Source organism: Paraburkholderia haematera, assembly GCF_905220975.1.
Taxonomy (GTDB): Bacteria; Pseudomonadota; Gammaproteobacteria; order Burkholderiales; family Burkholderiaceae; genus Paraburkholderia; species Paraburkholderia haematera.
The window spans coordinates 19777-40769 of the sequence record NZ_CAJNBK010000027.1 but is presented as its reverse complement, the minus strand read 5'-3'; the positions used below and the strand labels follow the sequence as shown (position 1 = coordinate 40769).

18 protein-coding genes are annotated in these 20993 nt (G+C 62.5%); 10 read left to right on the top strand and 8 right to left on the bottom strand.

All coding sequences use genetic code 11. The features are described from left to right. Position 1 precedes the first annotated feature (1 nt). From KHO23_RS29615 to KHO23_RS29595, 5 genes are read left to right on the top strand one after another with little or no spacing between them, the layout of a single operon-like run. Positions 2–3241, top strand: a complete 3240-nt coding sequence (locus tag KHO23_RS29615; protein WP_211615810.1) for an efflux RND transporter permease subunit — start codon at positions 2–4, stop codon at positions 3239–3241. A 1-nt stretch (position 3242) separates the two neighbouring features. Continuing rightward, the gene (locus KHO23_RS29610) at positions 3243–4829 is read left to right on the top strand and encodes an efflux transporter outer membrane subunit (protein ID WP_211615808.1); all 1587 of its coding nucleotides are present in this window, start codon (positions 3243–3245) and stop codon (positions 4827–4829) included. Beyond that, positions 4826–6133 (top strand): paraquat-inducible protein A, encoded by a 1308-nt coding sequence (locus KHO23_RS29605; protein ID WP_211615806.1) that lies wholly within the window; start codon positions 4826–4828, stop codon positions 6131–6133. The genes KHO23_RS29610 and KHO23_RS29605 overlap by 4 nt, the downstream gene beginning before the upstream one ends. Further along, on the top strand, positions 6126–7736 hold the full coding sequence (locus tag KHO23_RS29600; protein ID WP_211615804.1) for a PqiB family protein: 1611 nt from the start codon (positions 6126–6128) through the stop codon (positions 7734–7736). Before KHO23_RS29605 ends, KHO23_RS29600 begins: the two co-directional genes overlap by 8 nt. Further along, on the top strand, positions 7733–8320 hold the full coding sequence (locus KHO23_RS29595; RefSeq protein WP_211615802.1) for a PqiC family protein: 588 nt from the start codon (positions 7733–7735) through the stop codon (positions 8318–8320). The genes KHO23_RS29600 and KHO23_RS29595 overlap by 4 nt, the downstream gene beginning before the upstream one ends. Before the next feature lie 297 nt (positions 8321–8617). Here the strand turns inward: KHO23_RS29595 and KHO23_RS29590 are convergent, their stop codons facing one another. Further along, positions 8618–10624, bottom strand: a complete 2007-nt coding sequence (locus KHO23_RS29590; RefSeq protein ID WP_211615801.1) for a bifunctional DedA family/phosphatase PAP2 family protein — start codon at positions 10622–10624, stop codon at positions 8618–8620. Between the two features lie 101 nt (positions 10625–10725). After that, positions 10726–11433 (bottom strand): glycine zipper 2TM domain-containing protein, encoded by a 708-nt coding sequence (locus KHO23_RS29585; protein WP_211615799.1) that lies wholly within the window; start codon positions 11431–11433, stop codon positions 10726–10728. 307 nt (positions 11434–11740) lie between these two features. On the opposite strand from KHO23_RS29585, the gene KHO23_RS29580 reads away from it, so the two are divergent. Continuing rightward, complete coding sequence (locus tag KHO23_RS29580; RefSeq protein ID WP_211615797.1) at positions 11741–12097, top strand: hypothetical protein; 357 nt, start codon at positions 11741–11743, stop codon at positions 12095–12097. Here KHO23_RS29580 and KHO23_RS29575 read toward each other — a convergent pair whose 3' ends face one another. Next, complete coding sequence (locus KHO23_RS29575) at positions 12098–12739, bottom strand: GntR family transcriptional regulator (RefSeq protein ID WP_211615795.1); 642 nt, start codon at positions 12737–12739, stop codon at positions 12098–12100. Positions 12740–12847: 108 nt separating this feature from the next. On the opposite strand from KHO23_RS29575, the gene KHO23_RS29570 reads away from it, so the two are divergent. Next, positions 12848–13324 carry an OsmC family protein gene (locus tag KHO23_RS29570; protein WP_211615793.1) on the top strand — a complete coding sequence of 159 codons (477 nt, stop codon included), beginning with the start codon at positions 12848–12850 and terminating at the stop codon, positions 13322–13324. Between the two features lie 138 nt (positions 13325–13462). Here KHO23_RS29570 and KHO23_RS29565 read toward each other — a convergent pair whose 3' ends face one another. From KHO23_RS29565 to KHO23_RS29550, 4 genes are all read right to left on the bottom strand, one after another. After that, the gene (locus tag KHO23_RS29565) at positions 13463–15139 is read right to left on the bottom strand and encodes an NRAMP family divalent metal transporter (protein ID WP_211615791.1); all 1677 of its coding nucleotides are present in this window, start codon (positions 15137–15139) and stop codon (positions 13463–13465) included. A 132-nt stretch (positions 15140–15271) separates the two neighbouring features. Then, entirely contained in the window at positions 15272–15463 is a 192-nt protein-coding gene (locus tag KHO23_RS29560) for a hypothetical protein (RefSeq protein WP_211615790.1), read from the bottom strand. 853 nt (positions 15464–16316) lie between these two features. After that, positions 16317–16550 (bottom strand): hypothetical protein, encoded by a 234-nt coding sequence (locus KHO23_RS29555; RefSeq protein WP_211615788.1) that lies wholly within the window; start codon positions 16548–16550, stop codon positions 16317–16319. Positions 16551–16621: 71 nt separating this feature from the next. Further along, positions 16622–17089 carry an Lrp/AsnC family transcriptional regulator gene (locus KHO23_RS29550; protein WP_211615786.1) on the bottom strand — a complete coding sequence of 156 codons (468 nt, stop codon included), beginning with the start codon at positions 17087–17089 and terminating at the stop codon, positions 16622–16624. A 153-nt stretch (positions 17090–17242) separates the two neighbouring features. Between KHO23_RS29550 and KHO23_RS29545 the strand changes: the two genes are divergently transcribed. Together KHO23_RS29545 and KHO23_RS29540 are read left to right on the top strand one after the other, a co-directional pair. Then, positions 17243–17872 carry a LysE family translocator gene (locus tag KHO23_RS29545; RefSeq protein WP_211615784.1) on the top strand — a complete coding sequence of 210 codons (630 nt, stop codon included), beginning with the start codon at positions 17243–17245 and terminating at the stop codon, positions 17870–17872. A 183-nt stretch (positions 17873–18055) separates the two neighbouring features. After that, on the top strand, positions 18056–18376 hold the full coding sequence (locus tag KHO23_RS29540) for a YnfA family protein (protein WP_116121219.1): 321 nt from the start codon (positions 18056–18058) through the stop codon (positions 18374–18376). Between the two features lie 30 nt (positions 18377–18406). Here the strand turns inward: KHO23_RS29540 and KHO23_RS29535 are convergent, their stop codons facing one another. Further along, the gene (locus tag KHO23_RS29535) at positions 18407–18916 is read right to left on the bottom strand and encodes a DUF1993 domain-containing protein (protein WP_211615782.1); all 510 of its coding nucleotides are present in this window, start codon (positions 18914–18916) and stop codon (positions 18407–18409) included. Positions 18917–19222: 306 nt separating this feature from the next. On the opposite strand from KHO23_RS29535, the gene KHO23_RS29530 reads away from it, so the two are divergent. Beyond that, entirely contained in the window at positions 19223–20776 is a 1554-nt protein-coding gene (locus tag KHO23_RS29530) for a S53 family peptidase (RefSeq protein ID WP_211615780.1), read from the top strand. Positions 20777–20993 lie beyond the last annotated feature (217 nt).

Below are 20993 nucleotides of genomic sequence, written 5' to 3'. Positions count from 1 at the left end.
CATGAATATCTCGCGTTTCTGCATCGACCGCCCGATCTTTGCCTCGGTGATTTCGATTGTCATCACGCTGGGTGGCGCGGTGGCGATGTTCAATCTGCCGATCGCACAGTATCCGGATGTCACCCCGCCGCAGATCACGATATCCGCCAATTATCCCGGCGCGAACGCCGACGTCGTGGCCAACAACGTGGCCGCGCCGATCGAGCAGCAGGTCAACGGCGCGGACAACATGATCTACATGAACTCGTCGAGTTCATCGACGGGCAATCTGACCATCAACGCGTATTTCCAGATCGGCACCAATCCGGAACTGGCCCAGGTCGATGTGCAGAATCGTGTGAACCTTGCATTGCCGCAACTGCCTTCGTCGGTACAGTCGCAAGGTATTCAGGTGCAGAAGAAGTCGTCGGCGTTCATGATGGTGATCGCCATCTATTCGCCGGGCGAGCGCTACGACGCGACGTATATCGCCAACTACGCGAACATCTACGTGCTCGATGCACTCAAGCGCATACCGGGTGCGAATCAGTCTGCGATCTTCGGTACGCCCGATTACGCGATGCGCATCTGGCTCAAACCCGATCGCATGGCACAACTCGGTATTACGGCGGGGGATGTGCAGCGGGCGGTCGCCAACCAGAACCAGCAATTCGCTGTAGGCCGCCTCGGCCAATCGCCGACCGGCGCGCCGGTCGAACAGTCGTTCGCCGTGACCACCACCGGCCGCCTGAGCGAACCCGCGGAGTTCGAAAACATCATCATCCGGGCAGCCAACGGCGATGCCGCGATCGTGCGTCTCAAGGACATCGGCCGCGCCGCGCTGGGCCAGAAGGATTATTCGATCCGCAGCCGCTTTCAGGGCAAACCGGCCACCGTCATCGCGGTGTATCAGCAGCCTGGCGCCAACGCGCTCGACGTCTCGAAGCAGGTCCACGCGGCACTCCAGGAAATGAAAAAGACCTTTCCTGAAGGCCTTGAATACGACATTGCGTTGGACACGACCGACTTCACGCGCGCGTCGATTTCCGATGTCGTGCACACGTTTTTTGAAGCGCTCGTACTCGTGGTGATCGTGGTGTTCGTCTTTCTGCAGAGCCTGCGCGCGACGCTGATTCCGGTTCTGGCCGTGCCGGTGTCGATCATGGGCACCTTCATGGGAATGCTCGCACTCGGCTTCTCGATCAATATGCTGACGCTATTCGGCATGGTGCTGGCGATCGGCATCGTGGTGGACGACGCGATTGTGGTGATTGAGAACGTCGAGCGGAATATGAACGTGCACAAGCTGAGTCCGAAGGACGCCGCGAGGCGCGCGATGGACGAAGTGGCCGGCCCGGTTGTCGCGATCGTGCTTGTGCTGTGCGCGGTGTTTGTACCGGTGGCCTTTCTCGGCGGCATTACGGGGCAGTTGTACAAGCAGTTCGCCATCACTATCGCGATCTCGGTCATTTTCTCCGGGGTGGTCGCACTGACGCTGTCTCCGGCGCTGGCCGCCTTGCTGCTGAAGCCCGGTCACCACGAGAAGAAAGGCTTCTTCAAGTGGTTCGACAGGAACTTCGAGAAGGTGACGCACAGCTACACGTCCGTGGTCAAACTGGTGATCAAACGCTTCGTGGTCGCGCTATTGCTGTTCGTCGGCATGATCGCGCTGGCGGTGGTGATGATGCGCACCATTCCGACGTCGTTTCTGCCGCCTGAAGATCAAGGCTATCTACTCGGCGCGATCATCATGCCGGACGCGGCAAGCCTCGATCGAACCGGCGACGTGTCGCGGCGCGTGACCGATTACTTCATGAAACAGCCTGCGGTAGGCAGCGTGACGATCGTCGACGGCTACAGCCTGCTCGACAGCCAGAACAAGAATAACGCGAGCACGTTCTTCATCGGCTTCAAAGGTTTCGATGAGCGCTACAAGTTCGCCAATATCAAGACCCAGAACGCGAAGGCGGTATTGATCGACGCCTACAAGAATCTCTCCCAGGTCAAGGAAGGGATCATCCTGCCGGTCAATCCACCGTCGATTCCGGGGCTCGGCACGACCGGCGGCACCGAGATGTGGATTCAGAGCAAGGGCGACGCGACAACCGCGCAACTTGCCGGGGTGGTGGACGACTTCGTCGCGAAGGCGAAAAGCCGGCCGGAATTGTCACGTGTCACGTCCACGTTCAATGCGTCGTCGCAACAGTTACTGGTCGACGTGGATCGAGAAAAGTCGGAAACGCTCGGCGTGCCGATCGAGGAAGTGTATAGCGCGATGCAGACCATGTTCGGCTCGCTCTACGTCTCGCAGTTCAACCGTTCAAGCAGGCTGTGGCAGGTCATCTTGCAGGCCGAGCCGCAGTACCGTTTGACGCCGCAGGACCTGAACCAGCTTTATGTGCGCAGCAAGACCAACAACATGGTGCCGCTGAAGGCGGTGGTGAACTCGAAGTACGTCACCGGGCCGGATCTGGTGACGCGCTTCAATAATTTTCCGGCCGTCAAGATCACGGCGAATGGCGCGCCTGGCTATAGCTCCGGGCAAGTCATCAGTGCGCTTGAGGAAGTGGCCGACCAGGTCATGCCGGCGGGCTATGGCGTCGCATGGAGTGGCGAGGCTTACGAGGCGCGGCAATCGGGCGGCACGTCGGGGCTCGTGTTCGTGTTCGGCCTGGTGATGGTGTTCCTGATTCTCGCCGCGCAATACGAGAAGTGGAGCTTGCCGTTCGGCGTGCTGCTGGCGGTGCCGTTCGCGCTGTTCGGGGCACTGCTCGCGATTCTCTTGCGCGGCCTCGAAAACGACGTGTACTTCCAGATCGGCCTGACCATGCTGGTCGCGCTCGCCGCCAAGAACGCAATTTTGATCTTCGAGTTCGCGGTGCTCAATCGTGAAGCGGGCGAGTCGGTATACGACGCTGCGGTCACGGCGGCAACCGAGCGCTTGCGGCCGATCGTGATGACCTCGCTTGCGTTCATTCTTGGTTGCGTGCCGCTTGCCATTGCGCTCGGCGCGTCGGCCAACAGCCGGCATTCGATCGGCACCGGTGTGATCGGCGGCATGCTCGGCGCAACGGTGATTGCGGTGTTCTTCATTCCGATGTTCTTCTATGTGCTCGAAACCATGTCGGAAAAGAGCGGTGGCAAGAAGACGCCAGGAGCGAGCGGCGGCCCGGCGGCGGGCGATGGCACGGGTCCGGTTGCGCCCACCGGATCAGGCGGTGGTGCGGCGGCCACGCCATCTGCGCAACGTGAGGGCGACTGACATGCGAGCTTCTGCGATTGTGCTGCGTGGGGTCCCCGCCTTGCTGCTCGCGATGGGACTGAACGGCTGTCTGTTCGGTCCTGACTACGTGCGCCCGAACGTGGCGACGCCCGCGAACTTTCGTTTCGAAGCCGGTGAAACCGCGCAGGTCGCCAATGCGCCGTGGTGGGAGCAGTTTCAGGACCCGGTGCTGAACGATCTGATTCTGGCCGCGCTCGCGGATAACAAGGATGTGAAGATCGCCGCAGCCCGCGTCGACCAGTTTCTCGGTCAGTTCGCGACGACGCGCTCTGCGCTGTTTCCGCAGATCAGCGCCGGTTTCGACGCCTCGCGTCAGCGGGCTTCCCAGGCCGGGCCGACGCCGCTACCCGTGGGCTTTGGGCCCGTCTACAACGCGTTTTCGGCGCCGTTGTCGGTGGCGTGGGAACTGGACCTCTTTGGGCGAGTACGTCGTGAGACCGAATCGGCGCGTGCGAGCCTGCTCGCGAGCGAAGAGGGCCGTCGCGCGACGATACTCTCGCTGGTTGCTTCGGTGGCCACCGCTTACATCAATCTGCGCGACCTCGATCAGCAACTGGCGATCGCCACGGCGACCACTGAGAGCCGCGCCGGATCGGTCAAAGTATTCCAGGCGCGTTTCTCCGGCGGCGATGTCTCGCAGATGGAACTCGCGCAGAGTCAGTCCGAATATGAAGCATCGCTCGCGACGATTCCGCAACTCGAAACGCAGATCGCGCAGCAGGAAGATGCGTTGTCAGTGCTGCTCGGCCGCAACCCCGGCCCGATTCTGCGCGGCCGTGAGCTGACCGAACTGGTGCTGCCCGCGGTACCTGCCGGTCTGCCGTCCGATCTGCTGGAGCGCCGTCCCGATCTGCTGCAGGCCGAGCAAAATCTTGTGGCGGCCAATGCGCTGATCGGCGCCGCTCGCGCGCTGTATTTTCCGCAAATCTCGCTGACAGGTCTGTTCGGCTCGACGAGCGGACAGTTCTCGAAGCTGTTCACCGGGCCTGCGCGCGTCTGGTCGTACGCCGGTTCGTTGACGGTGCCGATCTTTACGGCGGGCAGCATCAGCGGTCAGGTCAGCCAGGCAGAGGCGCAACAACAACAGGCGCTGTTCCAGTATCAGCAGGCTATCCAGACCGCGTTCCAGGAAGTCGACGATGCGCTCATCGCGCTGCAGAAGTCGCGCGAACAACTGGTTGTGCAGGGTCGCCAGGTGGAGGCGTTGCGCACGTATGCTCGGCTCGCGCGGCTGCGTTTCGAGGGTGGCTATACGAGCTATATCGAGGTGCTCGACGCTGAGCGCAGTCTGTTCAACGCGCAACTCAGCTATACGCAGACCAACGGCCTGGTGTTCAGCTCGCTGATCGGTCTTTACAAGGCAATGGGCGGTGGGTGGGTCGTGCAGGCCGAGGGCATGACCGGGCGGGTGATGGGGCAGAAAGCGGTGGCCCAGGTGGCCAGTCAGTCAGGGGATCAGCCGGGAACCCAGGTAACGAGTCCTTCAGCGAGTCCTTCAGCGAGTCCGGTCGCGAGTCCATCGGCGAGTCCGTCCACCACGTCACCCGGCGCGGAGCAGCCTGAATGACCACCGCCACGACAAACGGGACGAACGGGACGACGGGGCCCGGTCCGGTTCCTCTCGTCGCCTGCCACGAATGCGATCTGCTGCAGCGCGAATCCGCGGTGCCGCCCGACGGCACGCTGCGCTGCTGCCGCTGCCACGCGGAACTCTATCGCGCGCATCCCAACAGCACCGACCGGGCGCTGGCCTTTACGCTGACCTGCGTCGTGCTGTTCTTCATCAGCAACCTGTATCCGATTGTGGGACTCGCGGTGAACGGCGATCTCGTCGAGACGACTTTGCTCGGCGCGGTTCGTGTGCTCTACAGAGACGGTATGTGGCCGATCGCGGGCCTCGTGCTCGCCACCACCTTCCTGATGCCGTTGATGCAGATGACCGCCATGGCCTACCTGCTGGTGCCGTTGCAGCTGAACCGCCGCCCGTATCACGCCGATTTTGTGTTTCGCCTGATGCATCTCGCGCAGCCGTGGGGCATGACTGAGGTGCTGATCCTTGGCATGCTCGTGGCGCTGGTGAAGCTCGCGCACATTGCGAGCGTCGTACCGGGTGTCGCGTTATGGTCGTTCGGCGCGCTCATGCTGCTGCTGGCGGCGGCCGGATCCGCGTTCGATCCACGCGCACTCTGGCAGCGCATCGGCAGCTTCGACGATGTGGCCTCGAATGCGGAAGCAGCGGCCGCCGCGTCGGCACACACCGCGCTGCGTTGCGGCATGTTGAGCTGCCATAGTTGCGGCCTGCTGGTGAAATCGACGGCTCACGTGCACGGCGCGGCATGCCCTCGCTGCGGCGCCCATCTGCATGCGCGCAAACCCGGAAGTATCGCGCGCACCTGGGCGTTCCTGATTGCAGCGATCGTGATGTATATCCCGGCGAATGTGCTGCCGGTGATGAATACCAGTTCGCTGTTCGGATCGGAGAAGGACACCATCCTGAGCGGCGTGGTTTATCTCTGGACCTCAGGCTCGTGGCCGCTCGCCGTGGTGGTGTTTATCGCCAGCATTGCGGTGCCGATGCTGAAGATCCTGGCGTTGATGTACCTCGCGATCTCCACGCAGCGCCGCTCGGTCATGCTCGTGCAGGAACGAACCCGCATCTATCGGCTGGTCGAACTGGTGGGACGCTGGTCGATGCTCGATATCTACGTCATCACCATTCTTGTCGCGCTCGTGCAGTTCAACGCGCTGGCCACGATTCAGGCAGGACCCGCCGCGGTCGCGTTCGGCTCTGTAGTCGTGCTGACGATGTTCGCGGCCATGTCGTTCGACCCGCGCCTGATCTGGGACGCGACGGAGGATCATCATGTCTAGACCCCCGGGGCCGCCTGAGCTTCCCGAAGCGGTGGCGACGCGGCGCTCGCGCTGGCGCATGCAGGTGGTGTGGCTGGTGCCGCTGGTGGCGGTGTTGATCGGCGGTTGGCTCGCGGTCAAGGCGATCCTCGAACAGGGGCCGACCGTCACCATCAGTTTCGAAACCGGCGAGGGGCTCGACGCGGGCAAGACAAAGCTCAAGTTCAAGAACGTGGATATCGGCGTGGTCAAAAGCGTCACGCTGTCAGGCGATCACCGCAACGTGGTCGCTACCGCCGAGCTCTCGAAAGACGCCACGGGTCTGCTGGTGGACGACACACGCTTCTGGGTGGTGCGTCCGCGAATTTCGGGCGGCACGGTATCGGGAATCGGCACCTTGATCTCCGGGTCGTTCATCGGCATGGATGTGGGCAGATCGCCCACGCCCCGGCGCGACTACGTCGGGCTCGAGTCGCCGCCGGTGTTCGCGAGCGGTGTGCCGGGTCGTGAGTTCATCCTGAAGGGCGCCGACATGGGGTCGCTCGATGTCGGCTCGCCGATCTTTTTCAGACGCTTGCAGGTCGGCCAGGTCACGTCGTACAAGCTCGATGACGACGGTAAAGGGGTGACGATGCATGTGTTCGTCAATGCGCCGTACGACAAGTACGTGCAGAACGATACGCGCTTCTGGCAGGCGAGCGGTATCGACGTCTCGCTCGATGCGACCGGCGTGAAAGTCAACACGCAATCGCTGGTGGCCATCCTGATTGGCGGCCTCGCTTTCCAGGCGCCTGACGATGCGGTCGATCGGCCGGAGGCGGATGTCCGCGCTGAGTTCACGCTGTTCTCCGATAAGACCGAGGCGATGAAACGTCACGACACGATCATCGATAACTACGTGCTCAATTTCAAGGAGTCGGTACGTGGTTTGACGGTTGGCGCGCCGGTCGATTTTCTCGGCATCGTGGTAGGTGAGGTCTCAGGGATTCGTACACGATTCGATCCGGTTACGAAGCAGTTCAGTATTCCTGTTGATATAAAACTGTACCCGGAACGGTTCACGTCGCGCTATGCATCCGGCGTAGCCGGCGGCAGGGTCGTTACGGATCGGCGGCAGCTGGCGAAAGCGCTGCTGGATCGCGGGTTGCGCGCACAATTGCGAACCGGCAATCTGCTGACGGGGCAACTATACGTCGCCCTCGACTTCTTCCCGAATGCGCCCAAGGCGGAGATGGACTGGAGCGTGACTCCGCCTTCGATGCCGACAGTGCCAGGCGGGCTGCAATCGCTGCAGGATTCCGTGACGGCGCTCGTCGCCAAGCTGAACAAGATCCCATTCGAAGGCATCGGCAAGGATGCGCAAAAGACACTAGCCGATGCGGATGCGTTGCTCAAGGAGTTGCGCACCGAGGTCATGCCGCAGGCGCACGACACACTCGCTGCCGCGCAGACGGCTCTGAATTCGGCGAACAACGCGTTGCAGCCCGACTCTCCGCTGTCGCAGAACACCGGCGACGCAATGAAGGAACTGGCGCGTACGGCGGCGGCCTTCCGTACGCTGGCGGACTATCTCGAGCGCCATCCAGAGGCACTGATCCGCGGCAAGCTGGAGGATAAGAAATGATGCGTTCATCCTTAACCGTCGTCGTGGCGCTAGCGCTCGCCGCGTTGTGCGGTTGCGCCTCGTCGCCCAAGTCGGACTTCTACACGTTGAGTCCAGCTGTGCCGCAGACGGGCAACCCGCCCGCCGCGCCGATCGCGGTGCTGATCGGCGTAGTGACGGTGCCCGAACTCGTCGACCGGCCGCAGATCGTGGTTCGCAGCGGTGACAACAAGGTGGACATCAACGAATTTGCCCGCTGGGCCGATCCGTTGAAAAGCCAGATCCCGCGGGTGGTGCGCGCCGATCTGGGGCAGTTGCTGAACAGCGCGCTGGTGTCTACCTATCCGATGGGTGGCGATCCGGCGTCGGCTTACCGGGTTCAACTCGACATCCAGCGCTTCGAAGCGGCGCTCGGCGACGCCGTGACGGTCGACGTGTTGTGGTCGGTGGCGCCACCCGGGAAAAAGCCCCCGCTAAGCGGCCGGAGCACGATCCACGAGCCTTGCGCCGGCGGCGGTTTCGATGCGGTGGTGGCGGCATACAGCAGGGCGCTCGGAACGGTGAGCCGTGATATTGCCAGTGCGATCCGTCCGGCGCCGCCTTGAGAGAGCCGGCGGCGTCCGATCCGGCGCTCCTGATTGCGGGGCAGCCAATGATGAGCGTGGATCGCGAGCGGCCCGATCATGCAAGCCAGTCAAGGCTCGCACAAGCTGTGCGCCCGAGTGGGCGTCGACCGGAATGTTCGAATGGTTTCGCCGAAGTTATCCACAGAAATTGTTCATATCTTTGTGGACAAGTCCTGGCCAAAGGCGGCAAGTAGTTGAGTACAGAGCGATTTCCGGATGGGTTCGGCGAACACGCACATTCAGGTAGGCCCGGGCGAGCCGGCTGCAACGCGCCGCTCATTCCACCGGCGAGGCCAGCAGTGACACCGGCACGCCATGGCAACTCACCGTGCCCACGAGCGCCGCGCCGAGACCGGCGCTCGTTTTTGTGTGCGCATCGAACGACGACACTTCCTTGTCGACCCGCAGAATGTTGATCGGCCACGACGCCCGCGAGAGCCGCTCGTGCGCGAACGCGCCGACCCACAGCGGGGTGGTCGACGCACCGTTCGCCACGGCATAGCCGCTCGGCCAGAAGCGCAGGACGTCGCGTTCGTCGCGCGTGTCGCCGGGGCGCATGAAGACCAGCGACGAAGGTACGCCGTTGTTCAGCTTCGGCAATACCGGCAGCGACACCGCCGCGACGTTCGGCGAGGCAAGCGAGAGCAGGCTGTGTGCGGAGAGGTCGGTGCCCTCGACCCATCCCTGCGCGCGCAGTTGCCCCTTGATCGAATCGAGGTCAGACACCCATTGGAGCGTGAGCGGCTCCTTGCGGTCGCCGCCCATGTCGGAGCGATAGCATGGCAGTCTCTTCCACAGCGACACCTTCCACTGCGCCTGGGTGACCAGCACGGGCGACGGGCGCAGCGTGTCGTCCGGCGGCGGCGCCGGCGGACTGACGCTCAGTTGCACGCCCACGCTCACGAGCATCACCGCCAGAACGACAACCGGCATGAAGCCGCGTGAGGGCGGCACCTCCGGATGCCGCAACATCGCGGTCAGCGCAACGATGGCGACCCAGATGTACGCGAGCGCGGCGCCGCCGATCGCGTCCGAGACCCAGTACCGGCCGAAGTAAAGCCCGGCGAGCGCGACCACGATCACGACCACCGTACTCGCGGTCGCCACGAACAGGCCCTCCACCATGCCGACCCGCCGCGCGAGCAGGAACGCCATGAAGCCGTAGACGATCACCGTCGCGGCGACGTGATTGCTCGGAAACACATAGGCGTCGGACAGGAGTTCGTTGGGCGGCGCGCGGTGCATGGCGAACTGCAGCGCGAAGATCAGCAATTGAGAGAACACGACCGCGGCGAGCCAGTAGCCGATGGTGCGCCAACGCTGCTCCAGCACCATCCACACCACCACGGTCACGACCAGCGCCGTCAGCGTGAAGACGCTGCCGAGCGTCGCCAGCCCTGCAAGCACCGTGTCGCTCCAGGGGGTGCGCACCGATTGCAGAAAGTGATAGACGGACAGATCGACGCTGACCAGCGGATCGCCGCTGATGACGTCATCGAGGACGCCGAAGAAGAGCGCGCCGGATGCCAGTACGATCAGCGACGCCACCACAATGCTGCTGGCATCCGGTTGTTCGGGGTCTAGCAGCCGCCGCGCGAGCCGGCCGAACGGGCCTGGGTGGCGGCAAGCCCAGCTTCCCAGATAGCGGCCCGCCGCGCTCGACCACGCACTGGCATGCGAGAGCAGGAAACCCATCGCGCGAAAGCTCAGCCAGACAATGCAGACCAGCAACGCGATGATGACGACGAGACGGAACGACACCGCGCCGGCGAGCAGCACCGAGGCGCCGAATACCACGCCCGGCAGGATATGTGCGGGGGCCCAGAGCAGCGCCGACACCACGTTCATCGCGTAGAAGCGCACCGGCGTCATGCCCAGCATGCCCGCCACGACCGGCACGATCGCCCGCAACGGTGCGACGAAGCGGGCGAACACGACGCCTTTGGCGCCGTGTTTCTGAAAGAAGCGATGACCTGCGTCGAGTATCTGCGGATGATTGCTGAACGGCCAGAACTGGACGATCCGGTCCTTGTAGCGCTTGCCGATCCAGAAGCTCATGCCGTCCCCGGCGACGGCGCCGGCGATCGCCCACAGGAACACCCAGCCGAGGCTCAGTGAACCCGTGCCGGCCAGCGCGCCGGCGAGAAACATGGCCGTGCTGCCTGGAATGAAGGTGCCGATGACGGCAATGGCCTCCAGGAAGGCCGCCAGAAAGATGACCGTGAGCGTCCACGCCGGATGACCGGCAAGCAGATGCAAAAGGTGGATGTAGGCGTGCTCCATCGTGCGCGATCAGCCGTTCTGGCGTAACGGCTGATCATAACGCGCACGGCGTTTCCTCACATTGTGGCCAACCGGCATTCACTGAATGCCGGCGCGCAATCTCACGAAGCCGTCAGCGAATCGCCGGATACGTGAACCCGCTGGCCGATCTGAACGTCCGGCTGCGTCGGGTAGCTGAAGTTGCGGTAGCTGCCGTCCTGCATGCGCACCTGGACCTGATAGGTGGTCTGCTTGCGCACGGCGTGCTCGATCCCGTTGCCGGCAAGGCCTCCGCCGACAGCGCCCGCGATGGTGGTGAGAATCTTGCCGCGTCCGCCGCCGATCTGATTGCCGACGAGGCCACCGGCGACCGCGCCACCTAGCGCGCCAAGACCGGTGGTCGGCTCAGGCGCCTGCACCGTATTGATGGCGACGACCTCGCCCGCATAAGGATCGGCGACCGGTCTCGCCGGCGCGGATTCATTCGGCGCCTGATAGCCCTGATTGTTTGCGTACCTCGGTGCGTCCGTGGCGGGCGTGCTGTGCGTGTGATGGACACGCGGACGGGCCGGTGCGGCTTGCTGGACTGGCTGCTGCGCCGCTTGCTGAACCGGTGCCGGTTGGGGCGCGGCGACCGGCGCGCTCGCGACCTGCGCCGCAACCGGGGCGACCGGCTGTGCGGGCTCCGTCACGGCGTGCGAGGTCGGCAGAAGACCTGTCATCGCCGCGATGCCTGTGGCGCTCGCCAGGATGACGGCCACGGCTGCGCCGGCGACCAGGGGGTGAATGCGGCTGCGCTGCGGATTGCTGGAAGTCAGGTTGGTGTTCATTGTGGGCTCCGCTGGTAGATGCCTGCAATAACGCGGCAACTGCGCGGACGGTGTACGCCAGACACGTGCTGCTTTGTAAGCATTTGTACAACTTGCCGATAGAGATTGGCCCGCGCGGATTTCGTCGGTAAATTCGTCGAGGAAACGCTGAAGACGGTCGTGGCGAATATTCTCAGCGATGAACAAACGGGGCAGGCGCGCAGTCTTACTGTTTGACCGGATCCCGTTACGAGCGTCGATTGTTCGACATCGCTACGACGGTGCGAGGCGTTCGGTCGGGCATTTCGGCGGCATCATGGAGCAGGCTATGAAAATCGTGACACAGGGTGTGTTGACTTCGGCGCTGGTAATCGGACTGACGAGCGTGGCTTATGCCCAGTCGGCAAATCTCGGTGCCAGTGGTTTGGGCGGGTTGGGCGGTTTGCAGGCAGGTGGGAGCAACGGTGCGGCCGCGGCGCAGCGGATGAGTGTGGGGACGGGCGCGGCAAGCCTCAGCCCAACGCCTGGAATAGGTACGATGGGCAGCACCCCGGCGATCGGCGGAACCGGCAGCGTGGGATCGGGCCCGGCGCTCAGCAACATGCGCGCGAACGGCACCAGCCTGAATATGAACCCGGATCCTCGTGCGCCGAATGTGGCGGGAAAGGCATTCGGGCCGCAGTAGTCATTCGGCCTGAACCAGTTGCAGAACGATGCGCTTCGCCGACGCGAGATGTTCCACTGTCATCGCGCGCGCGAGGCGTGCGTTGCCGGCCTCGCATGCTTCGAGGATCCTGAGATGCTCGTCCTGGAAGGCCGGTGTGTCGGCGAGCAACGTACCTTGCAATCGTTCGTAGCGCTCGACCTGAGCCCGCAGTTCGCGGATCGCCTTCAATTGCCGGCCGTTGGCACACGGGCGGTATAGCAGTTCATGAAATTCGCGATTCAGTTCGCCCTGTCTTTGCGCTGTATCCGCGTCTCCCAGAAGCCGGTGAACGAGTTCGGCGCGCGATAACGTCTCACTGTCCATGCGTTTGACTGCGTGGAAGATGGCGTCTCCTTCGAGCAACATGCGCAGGCCGTAGATCTCATTCAGGTCGGACTCCGTCAAGGTTCGCACGACGGCGCCGCGATTACGCATGAGCTCGACCAGCCCTTCGCCTTCGAGCTTTTGTATGGCCTCTCTCATCGGCACGCGGCTCACCCCGAATCGATCGGCGAGTTCACGCTCGACCAGCCGTGCACCGTCCTCCAGTTCGCCGGTCGCAATCAGCTCGCGTAGCGAGACGACGATGGCGTCCGCAGTCGAATCCAGTTTCGCTTCCATGCGCTTTGATCCTTGTCGTTTGGAATAATGGTATACCAAAACCGTCGCGCGCATATAGAATGCGTTCGTTGCGAAATCAATTCCGGGTCAACAGCAAGGGAGATTGGCATGGCATACGGCGAGCACAAATACACGGTATCGGTGCAATGGACAGGCAACCGCGGCAGCGGCACCTCGGGATACCGTGAATACGGTCGGGACCACGTCATCGCCTCGGGAAGCAAGCCCGACATTCCCGGATCATCCGACGCGGCCTTTCTCGGCGACGCGAACCGGTGGAATCCGGAAGATCTGCTGGTCGCCTCGGCATCCGCTTGCCACAAGCTCTGGTATCTGCATCTTTGCTCGGATGCTGGCGTTGTTGTGCTGAGCTATCACGACAAGGCCGAAGGCACGATGCTCGATAGTCCGGAGCAGGGCCGCTTTTCGCAGATCGTTCTACGCCCGCACGTCGTCATTCGGGCAGGTGGCGATCTCGAACTGGCCGCGCGTTTGCATCATGTGGCGCATGAGAAGTGCTACATCGCGAATTCGGTTAGCTTTCCGATTCTGTGCGAGCCGGTTATCTCGGCGGAGGGGGCGTGACGGATGCGGGGGTGTCGCCTATGTTCGGTCGATGTCGCCATGCTACTGAATAGCTGAAGTATCGAAGGCGTGAAGGACGGACGTCGGTTGTTTGCCCGCCGCTCACCAAAACATCCGGGAGCGGACGGGCAAGACCGTTTAATGCAGCAGCGCCATCTGCGCGACCTTCACGACAACGAGTGCGACCGCCACGATCAGATAGCCGCGCAGCACACCCATCCACACGCGTTTGGACAGGGTCAGTTGCAGCGCAGGCAGATCTTCGAGGGGCGGCATGCGCCACGTATTGCGTGCTTCTTTCGAAAACTGTTGCTCGCCATCAGTAACGGCGGTAACGGCGGAACCGTTGGCATCCGTCGGTGCGAGCCGTAGCCTGCGAACCGTCACGGTTGCAACGTAGCCGACTACGGCCAGTAGCGTGCCGCCAGCCAGCACTTCAATAATTGCTTCGCCGGTAATGTCCGGATACATCACCGATGCAGTGAGGATGATGGAGAGCATGACGAGCACCCAGACAACTGCGCCAGTAAAGAAGTTGAGCTTCTTCGAATTCACCCACGGACCGAGGACGGCGCGGTCGTTGCACAACAGCAGCAGGAACACCGTTGCGCTCGGAAGCAGCACGCCTGCGAGCGTCTGCACGGCTTCAGTCAGAAGACCGAGCGGGCTGCCGGGAATCAATACCAGCGCCGCCGCGGCTGCGACAATGCCGAAGTAGACGAGGTAAAAGCCCTTCGCATCCGTCACGCCGCGATGCAGCGAGTGGCGAATCTTGAACACGTCGCCGATTGCGTAGGCGGTGGACAGCGAGACGGCGGCCGTGCCGATGATGCAGGCGTCGAGTAGCGCGACGGCGAAGAGAACGGCTGGTGTGCGGCCGGCATATTTTTCGAGGCTGGCGATCACGCCGCCTGCATCCGTGAAATTGCCGAACTCGGGCTTGCCTGCGTACAGCGCGGCGCAGAACGAGATCATGGCTACGGCTCCGATCATCACGAAGAGGATGCCGATCCACAGGTCGGCTTTCTCATACTTCATGAAGCGCGGCGTGATGCGTTTATCCACGATATAGCTCTGCTGGAAAAATAGCTGCCACGGCGCGACGGTGGTGCCGACAATGCCGATCACGAGCAGCATTACATCGCTGAGTTTTGAATTGGCGGGCCAGTTCGGAATCACGAAGTCGCGCGCGATCTGGCTGACCGGCGGATGAATCGACACGAGCACAGGCACCAGCAACAGGCTCAACAGACAAAGCACGACCGCGAAGCGCTCGAAACGCCGGAAATTGCCGGTACTGACCGCGGCCATTGTCACGGCCGCGGCGATGCAGACCCCGGTCACTTTCGAAATGCCGAAGAAATCCAGCACGAAGGTGATGCCAATGAACTCGGTCACGATGGTGAGCGCGTTCAGGATAAACAGGTCGACGACGCTGAACGCCCCCCAGAATTTGCCGAAGCGCTCGAAGATCAGCCGGGCATGGCCGACCCCGGTCACGGCGCCGAGGCGCAGCACCATTTCCTGATTGACGAAGAGCACGGGCACGAGCAGCAGCATGGTCCACAGCAAGGTGGTTCCGTAGTTTTGCCCCGCCTGTGTGTAGGTGCCGAAAGCGCCGGCATCGTTGTCGCCGACCATCACGATGAGGCCGGGTCCGAGGATCGCGAGCAGCGTTCGAATGCGGGCCCACCAGTTGTTGCGAGGCGCGGTGTCGTGATGCGCAATGGTGCCTAGCGCGCCTTTGATGTCGCCGAGATGGGCTTCGTCGAGAACGGCGCTGCGCGGTGGCGAGACGTTAATTGGAGTGGACATTTTTAGCCGCCTGAGTGCGTATGGTTTGAATGCATTGGCGCGTCTTCGGAATCCGCTGTGCGAATGTCGTCGAACAGGATAGAGCGACGGCGGCACATGCGGATCGCGAAGGCGTGCGGGTGCAGTAAGTCGTTACGAAGCTGAGTTCGAAGCTGAGTTCGAAGCCGAGTCCGAAGCCGGGTTCGAAGCCGGGTTCGGGAGAAGCGCTTTGATGCGCTGCCAGGACAGGGCGAGCCAGTGCGGCTTGACGCTGTGAAGCGCGAGTGCGGCGTCGCTGTGGATGTGCGTTTGCTGCAGAGTCGGTACGAGGATGGCGATGTACATGGTTTTTCTCCGGGCGTATGGCTTTACGCGGGTTGCGGAAAGCCAGCAGACACGGAGCGCGGCCGGCACTATGCGCGCGGCGGCGAACGTCTACTCGCTTTCCTCAGGCAAAACAAAAATTGCGTGGCAATTGAGCGGCATAAGGGGTAACTGTCACTGTCCGGCATGGCGGCTCCTTTTTGGTGGTGCTTATCGGTGGTGCTTACCGGTGTTGCTTATCGGTGTTCATTAAGCACGTGTTCGTCCACACGCTCGGCCGCGCCGGCGTTCGAACGGTCGAACCGGCGTGAGCGAACGCTGTCGCGAGCGGATGCTCGCGACGCGATGCCATACGGTTGCGGGACATGCGTAAGCACGCCGCGGCCGAATGGCGCTAGTTAAGGTGCACGGAGAGGGTTACTACGGCGCGCACCGTCTGCCTGCTGGCAAGACGGCGGCTGAGAAAAGGGAGCGCGGGCGTCGGGCCGGTCAGGCAGTGAAACTGTTCGAAGATCGACTACTGCTGGTGTCCAAGGCAATGGCCCCGTTTGTGATGACGGGCGAATTTTATGCACTCCCGCAAGCAGAAGTCAACATGCTTCGTTAAGCGAAGTAAATATTCTTTTTTATGTGTGGAACAAGACGTTTCGTCGTTGCTAACGAGGCCGGTTTTTTCGGAAATGACAGGAAGGGTAGGCGGGTGAGGGGTGGTCCGGCTTTGCGCTACCTTCCGATCCCTGACCTTAATACGCAACTAACGGTCAAGTCCGGCTTGCACCTCCAGATTACGCGATGGCCGCTCGGTGGAAACCGAAGACCGCCACCGCTCGCGTGCTGCGCATCAGCTATGCAGTGAAGAGACCGTCTATGCCAGTCAACGATTGCCGTCAAGCAGATCGCCGAGCAATTCGTCGAATGCGGCTTGTGCGTCTTCGAGTTCCTGCAATGCAGCGTCGAAGGTTTGCAGCGCGAACTGCGAAGGCTGGCCGCTGCCGGCCGGCGGGAATTGCGATTGCAGCGACGCGAAGGCCGCCTTTACCCGTGTGGTTGCGGTCAATACGCGCTCCATCGCGGCTGTTTCTTCGGCTCTTGCCTTGTCGTGATCCATGAAAACTCCGTACTGGTCTGGTCGGCTCGCGCCGTATCAAATTCGAATGCGTGACTATGCCATGGCCGCGCTCAGGACAGCGGCAGCCCGCCGTTAGCCTTGACTTCCCGCAGCGACAATGCCGATTCCACCGACGTCACGCCCGGCAGGCCACGCATCTCGTCGCGCATGAACGTGCCGTAGTCGTCGAGATCGCGCGCGACGACCTGCAGGATGTAGTCGGCGCTGCCCGACACGTTGTGGCACGCCAGAATCCGCGGGATTGCCTGTACCTCGCGTTCGAATCGGGTGGCCACCGCGCGGTCGTGCACGGCGAACCGCACGTAGACGAACGCGACCACGCCGAGGCCGAGGGCGGAGCGCGAAAGCATCGCGCGGTACTGGTCGATATAGCCGTCGTTTTCAAGGCGCTTGAGGCGGCGGGCGCAAGGCGTCTCGCTCAGGCCGACCATCTCGGCCAGCCGTGCGTTCGACATGCGGCCATCGTTCTGCAGCGCGGCGAGGATCGCGCGGTCTGTTTTATCGAGGTCGGTTGTCATAGCGTGAGGGCGCAGGTTGTGTTGGCGGAAAACATAAATCGGGAGTGGAATATTAGCGTATTCCTCCAAAAATGAAACCCATGTCCCTGTATTTCGCCAGCAAACCCTCCGCCGACAATAGCAAGATAGAGCCCTTAAAAACAAGAGGCTTTTATGATTTCCGCACACCTTCTGGTCGTCTATATCGCAGCGCTGTTTGTTGTCTATGCCGTGCCTGGACCCGACATGGCACTGGTTCTGCAGACCAGTATCGGACGTGGCGTGCGCAGCGGCTTCGCGGCGGCCGGCGGCCTGGGCGTGGCGCGGGCAACGCACGTCACGCTGTCGGCATGCGGGGTGGCGGCGCTCTTGCGCAGTGCGCCCTGGCTTTACGACGTGGTGCGTTACGGCGGCGCGGTTTATCTCGCGTGGGTGGGCATCCAGATCTTCCGCTCACCCGTATTCGCGTTGCCTGAAGGCGGCGTGGCGGGCGTCGAGGCGCAGCCGTTGCGTGCCGCTTTCGTGAAGGGCCTGCTGACCAATCTGCTGAATCCGAAAGCGCTGCTGTTCTGCTCTGTGCTACTGCCGCAGTTCGTGCGCCCTGAGGCCGGACCGGTTGCATTGCAGATGGTTGAACTGGGTCTGGTGCTGCTCGCGACCGGCGTGTGTTTCGACGCCATGTACGCGATCGGCGCGGCGCGCATCGCCGGCTGGATGCGGGCTCATCCTCTTGCGCAGACACTTCAGCGGTGGACTTTCTCAGCGGCGCTGATCGGCTTTGCGTTGCGGCTCTCGCTGGACTGACTGCCGAACATCACGGATGTCGGTGAAGGGTGACGCGACGCTCATGACAGGTAGCGAATAGGGACATGATGCGGCAACCGCCGCACGTGCCATGCCCGCGCGCAAAGTGAATGTGTTAATAAAGCCGATGAACAGCCGCGCACGGTTCCGCTGTCACACAGCCACTCGCTTCACTCCCTGTCGATGAAAACCTTTCTGCTTTATGCCGTGACCGCCATTGCCGAAATCGTCGGGTGCTATTTGCCCTGGCGTTGGCTGAAGGAGGGCGGCTCGATCTGGCTGCTGGTTCCGGGCGCACTTAGCCTCGCATTGTTCGCCTGGCTGCTGACGCTGCACGGCACCGCCGCAGGCCGCGTGTATGCGGCTTACGGCGGTGTGTACGTGGCGGTGGCGATTGCCTGGCTATGGTGCGTCGACAAAGTGCGCCCCACGCTGTGGGATGCGGCGGGCGTGGCATTCACACTGGCCGGCATGGCGATCATTGCGTTCCAGCCACGCGTTTGACGCCGCTCACGCGGTACCCCGCGCGCGTTCTTACTTGATGCCGCCCAGATAGTCGAGCTTGCCAAGTTCGACGCCGTTATGACGCAGAATGTCGTACGCCGTCGTGACGTGAAAATAGAAATTCGGCAACACGAAGCCGAACAGATATGACAACCCTGTGAACTCGATCGCGCCGCTGCGCATTTTCAGCGTGATCGGACGTTCTTCCGAGCCGTCGATCTGTTGCGCATTGAATTCCTTCAGATAATCAATCGTCTTTTGAAGGCGGGCATCGAGTTCGTCGAAGGTCTGTTCGACGTCTTCATACTTCGGCGCTTCGACGCCAGCCAGACGCGCGGCGCAGCCTTTCGCCGTGTCGCTCACGATATAGACCTGACGCACCAGCGGCAGCATGTCCGGCGCGAGCCGGGCGTTCGTGAACACGGACGGGTCGATCTGTTTCTCGGCAGCGTGCGCCTCGGCCTTGCCGAGGATGACTTGCAGGTTGGTCATGCCGCGCACCAGCACGGGCAGTGACGCTTGATACATCGAAATTGACATGGGGTTCCTCTGATTCTTCGATCGTGCGCGCGGGTGGCGCGCGAGGCGCTGCAACGGCTGGATTGCCGCTTCAGCATGATAACGCGGGTGCTGCGCGATGCGTATTGACCCAATCCGGCGTTAGCCAATCGGACAACTGCCGCGCATGTCGGAACTGTGTTCGAATGCACGGGTCGGACGGTTTGGCGAAGTCTTTGAAATAGCAATCCGCCGCTCGTTGTGAAGCGGCGGGTTCGTGCAGGCGCGTATTGCGCGCGGGGTCCACCTTGCGCTTCGCGCCATCACGGTCACAGGAGAATCGACACCATGGTCAACAGACAACCGCTGCCGGGAAGCGAGCGAACGGCAGAACAAGGTTCGACAGTCGTTGGGCAATGCGATCCGACGGAGCGGATCGAAGTTTTCGTGATACTGCGCCGTCAGCGCCAGGCGCAGTTCGACGCACTGATGAGCAAGATCGAAGCGGGCGACCCGAGCATCAAACCCCTATCGCGCGAAGCGTTTGCAAAAGATTACGGCGCCGCGCCGGACGACATCGCTAAAGTCAAAACCTTTGCCGCCGCACACGGCTTAACGGTGGTGCGGGAAGATCCGGCAGCGCGCCAGGTATTGCTGGGCGGCACGATTGCGCAGTTCCAGTCAGCGTTCGGCGTCAAGCTGGAACATTACCAGCATCACGCGGTGGGCCAGTTCCGCGGCCGCACCGGCACGATCAGCGTGCCGGACGATCTGCACGGTATCGTGCAAGCTGTGCTCGGGCTCGACAACCGGCCTCAGGCGCGGGCGCACTTTCGCATCCGGCCGCCGTTCCAGGCGGCTAAAGTGCACCAGGCGTCGTTTACGCCGCCGCAGCTCGCATCGTTGTATCAGTTTCCGCAAGGCGACGGCAGCGGCGAATGCGTCGGCATCATCGAACTCGGCGGCGGGTACAACACGTCCGACCTCAAGCAATATTTTGCGAGCCTTGGCGTCGCTTCGCCGACCGTGAAAGCAGTTGGCGTCGATCAGGGCAGCAATCAGCCGAACGGCGACCCGAACGGGCCGGACGGCGAGGTCACGCTCGACATCGAAATCGTCGGTGCGATCGTGCCTGGCGCGACGATCGCGGTCTATTTCACGCAGAACAGCGACGCCGGTTTTATCGACGCAGTAACCCGTGCTGTACACGACACGACCAACAAACCCTCGGTGGTCTCGATCAGTTGGGGCGGCCCCGAGTCGAGCTGGACCAGCCAGTCGCTGCAGGCGTTCAACAGTGTGCTGCAAACGGCGGCGGCTCTGGGTGTGACTGTCTGCGCGGCGTCGGGCGATAGCGGTTCGAGCGACGGTTCCGGCAGCGATCAGGTCGACTTTCCGGCGTCGAGCCCTTATGTGCTGGCGTGCGGCGGCACGAGCCTGACCGCATCCGGCACCTCGATCTCAGAGGTGGTGTGGAACGACGGTGCACAGGGTGGCGCGGGCGGTGGCGGCGTGAGCCGGGCCTTTCCGGTCCCGGTGTGGCAGCAGGGCTTGTCAGCCACTTCGACGAGCGGCGCCAGGACGCCGCTCAGCGGGCGCGGCGTGCCGGACGTGGCCGGCGATGCGTCGCCGGTCACCGGCTATAGCGTATTGATCGACGGCACGCAGACGGTGGTCGGCGGCACCAGTGCGGTTGCGCCGCTGTGGGCGGCGTTGATTGCGCGGATCAATGCGGCTAAGGGGCAACCGGCCGGTTTCATCAACCCGAAGCTTTACAAGGCGCCGGGCGCCTGCAATGACATCACCCAGGGCAACAACGGCAGCTTCGCCGCGTCGCCGGGTTGGGATGCGTGCACGGGACTCGGCAGTCCCAATGGTCAGAAGGTGGCAGCGGCACTATAGTCTGATGAGTCGCGGACCGTTTCGGGCGGCGCCTGCCTGATTGTCAGTTCAGGCGTCAGTTCAGGCGCTCACCAGCCGTCCGCGCTTGTCCCCCGGTGCGCCGCGCTCAGGCCGTAGACGTTACGGTGCATGGTTTCAGGAGGCGCAGGCATCGCGGGACGCACAAGAGACTTCAAGGCACTTCAAGACACTTCAAGACACTTCAAGACGTTAACGA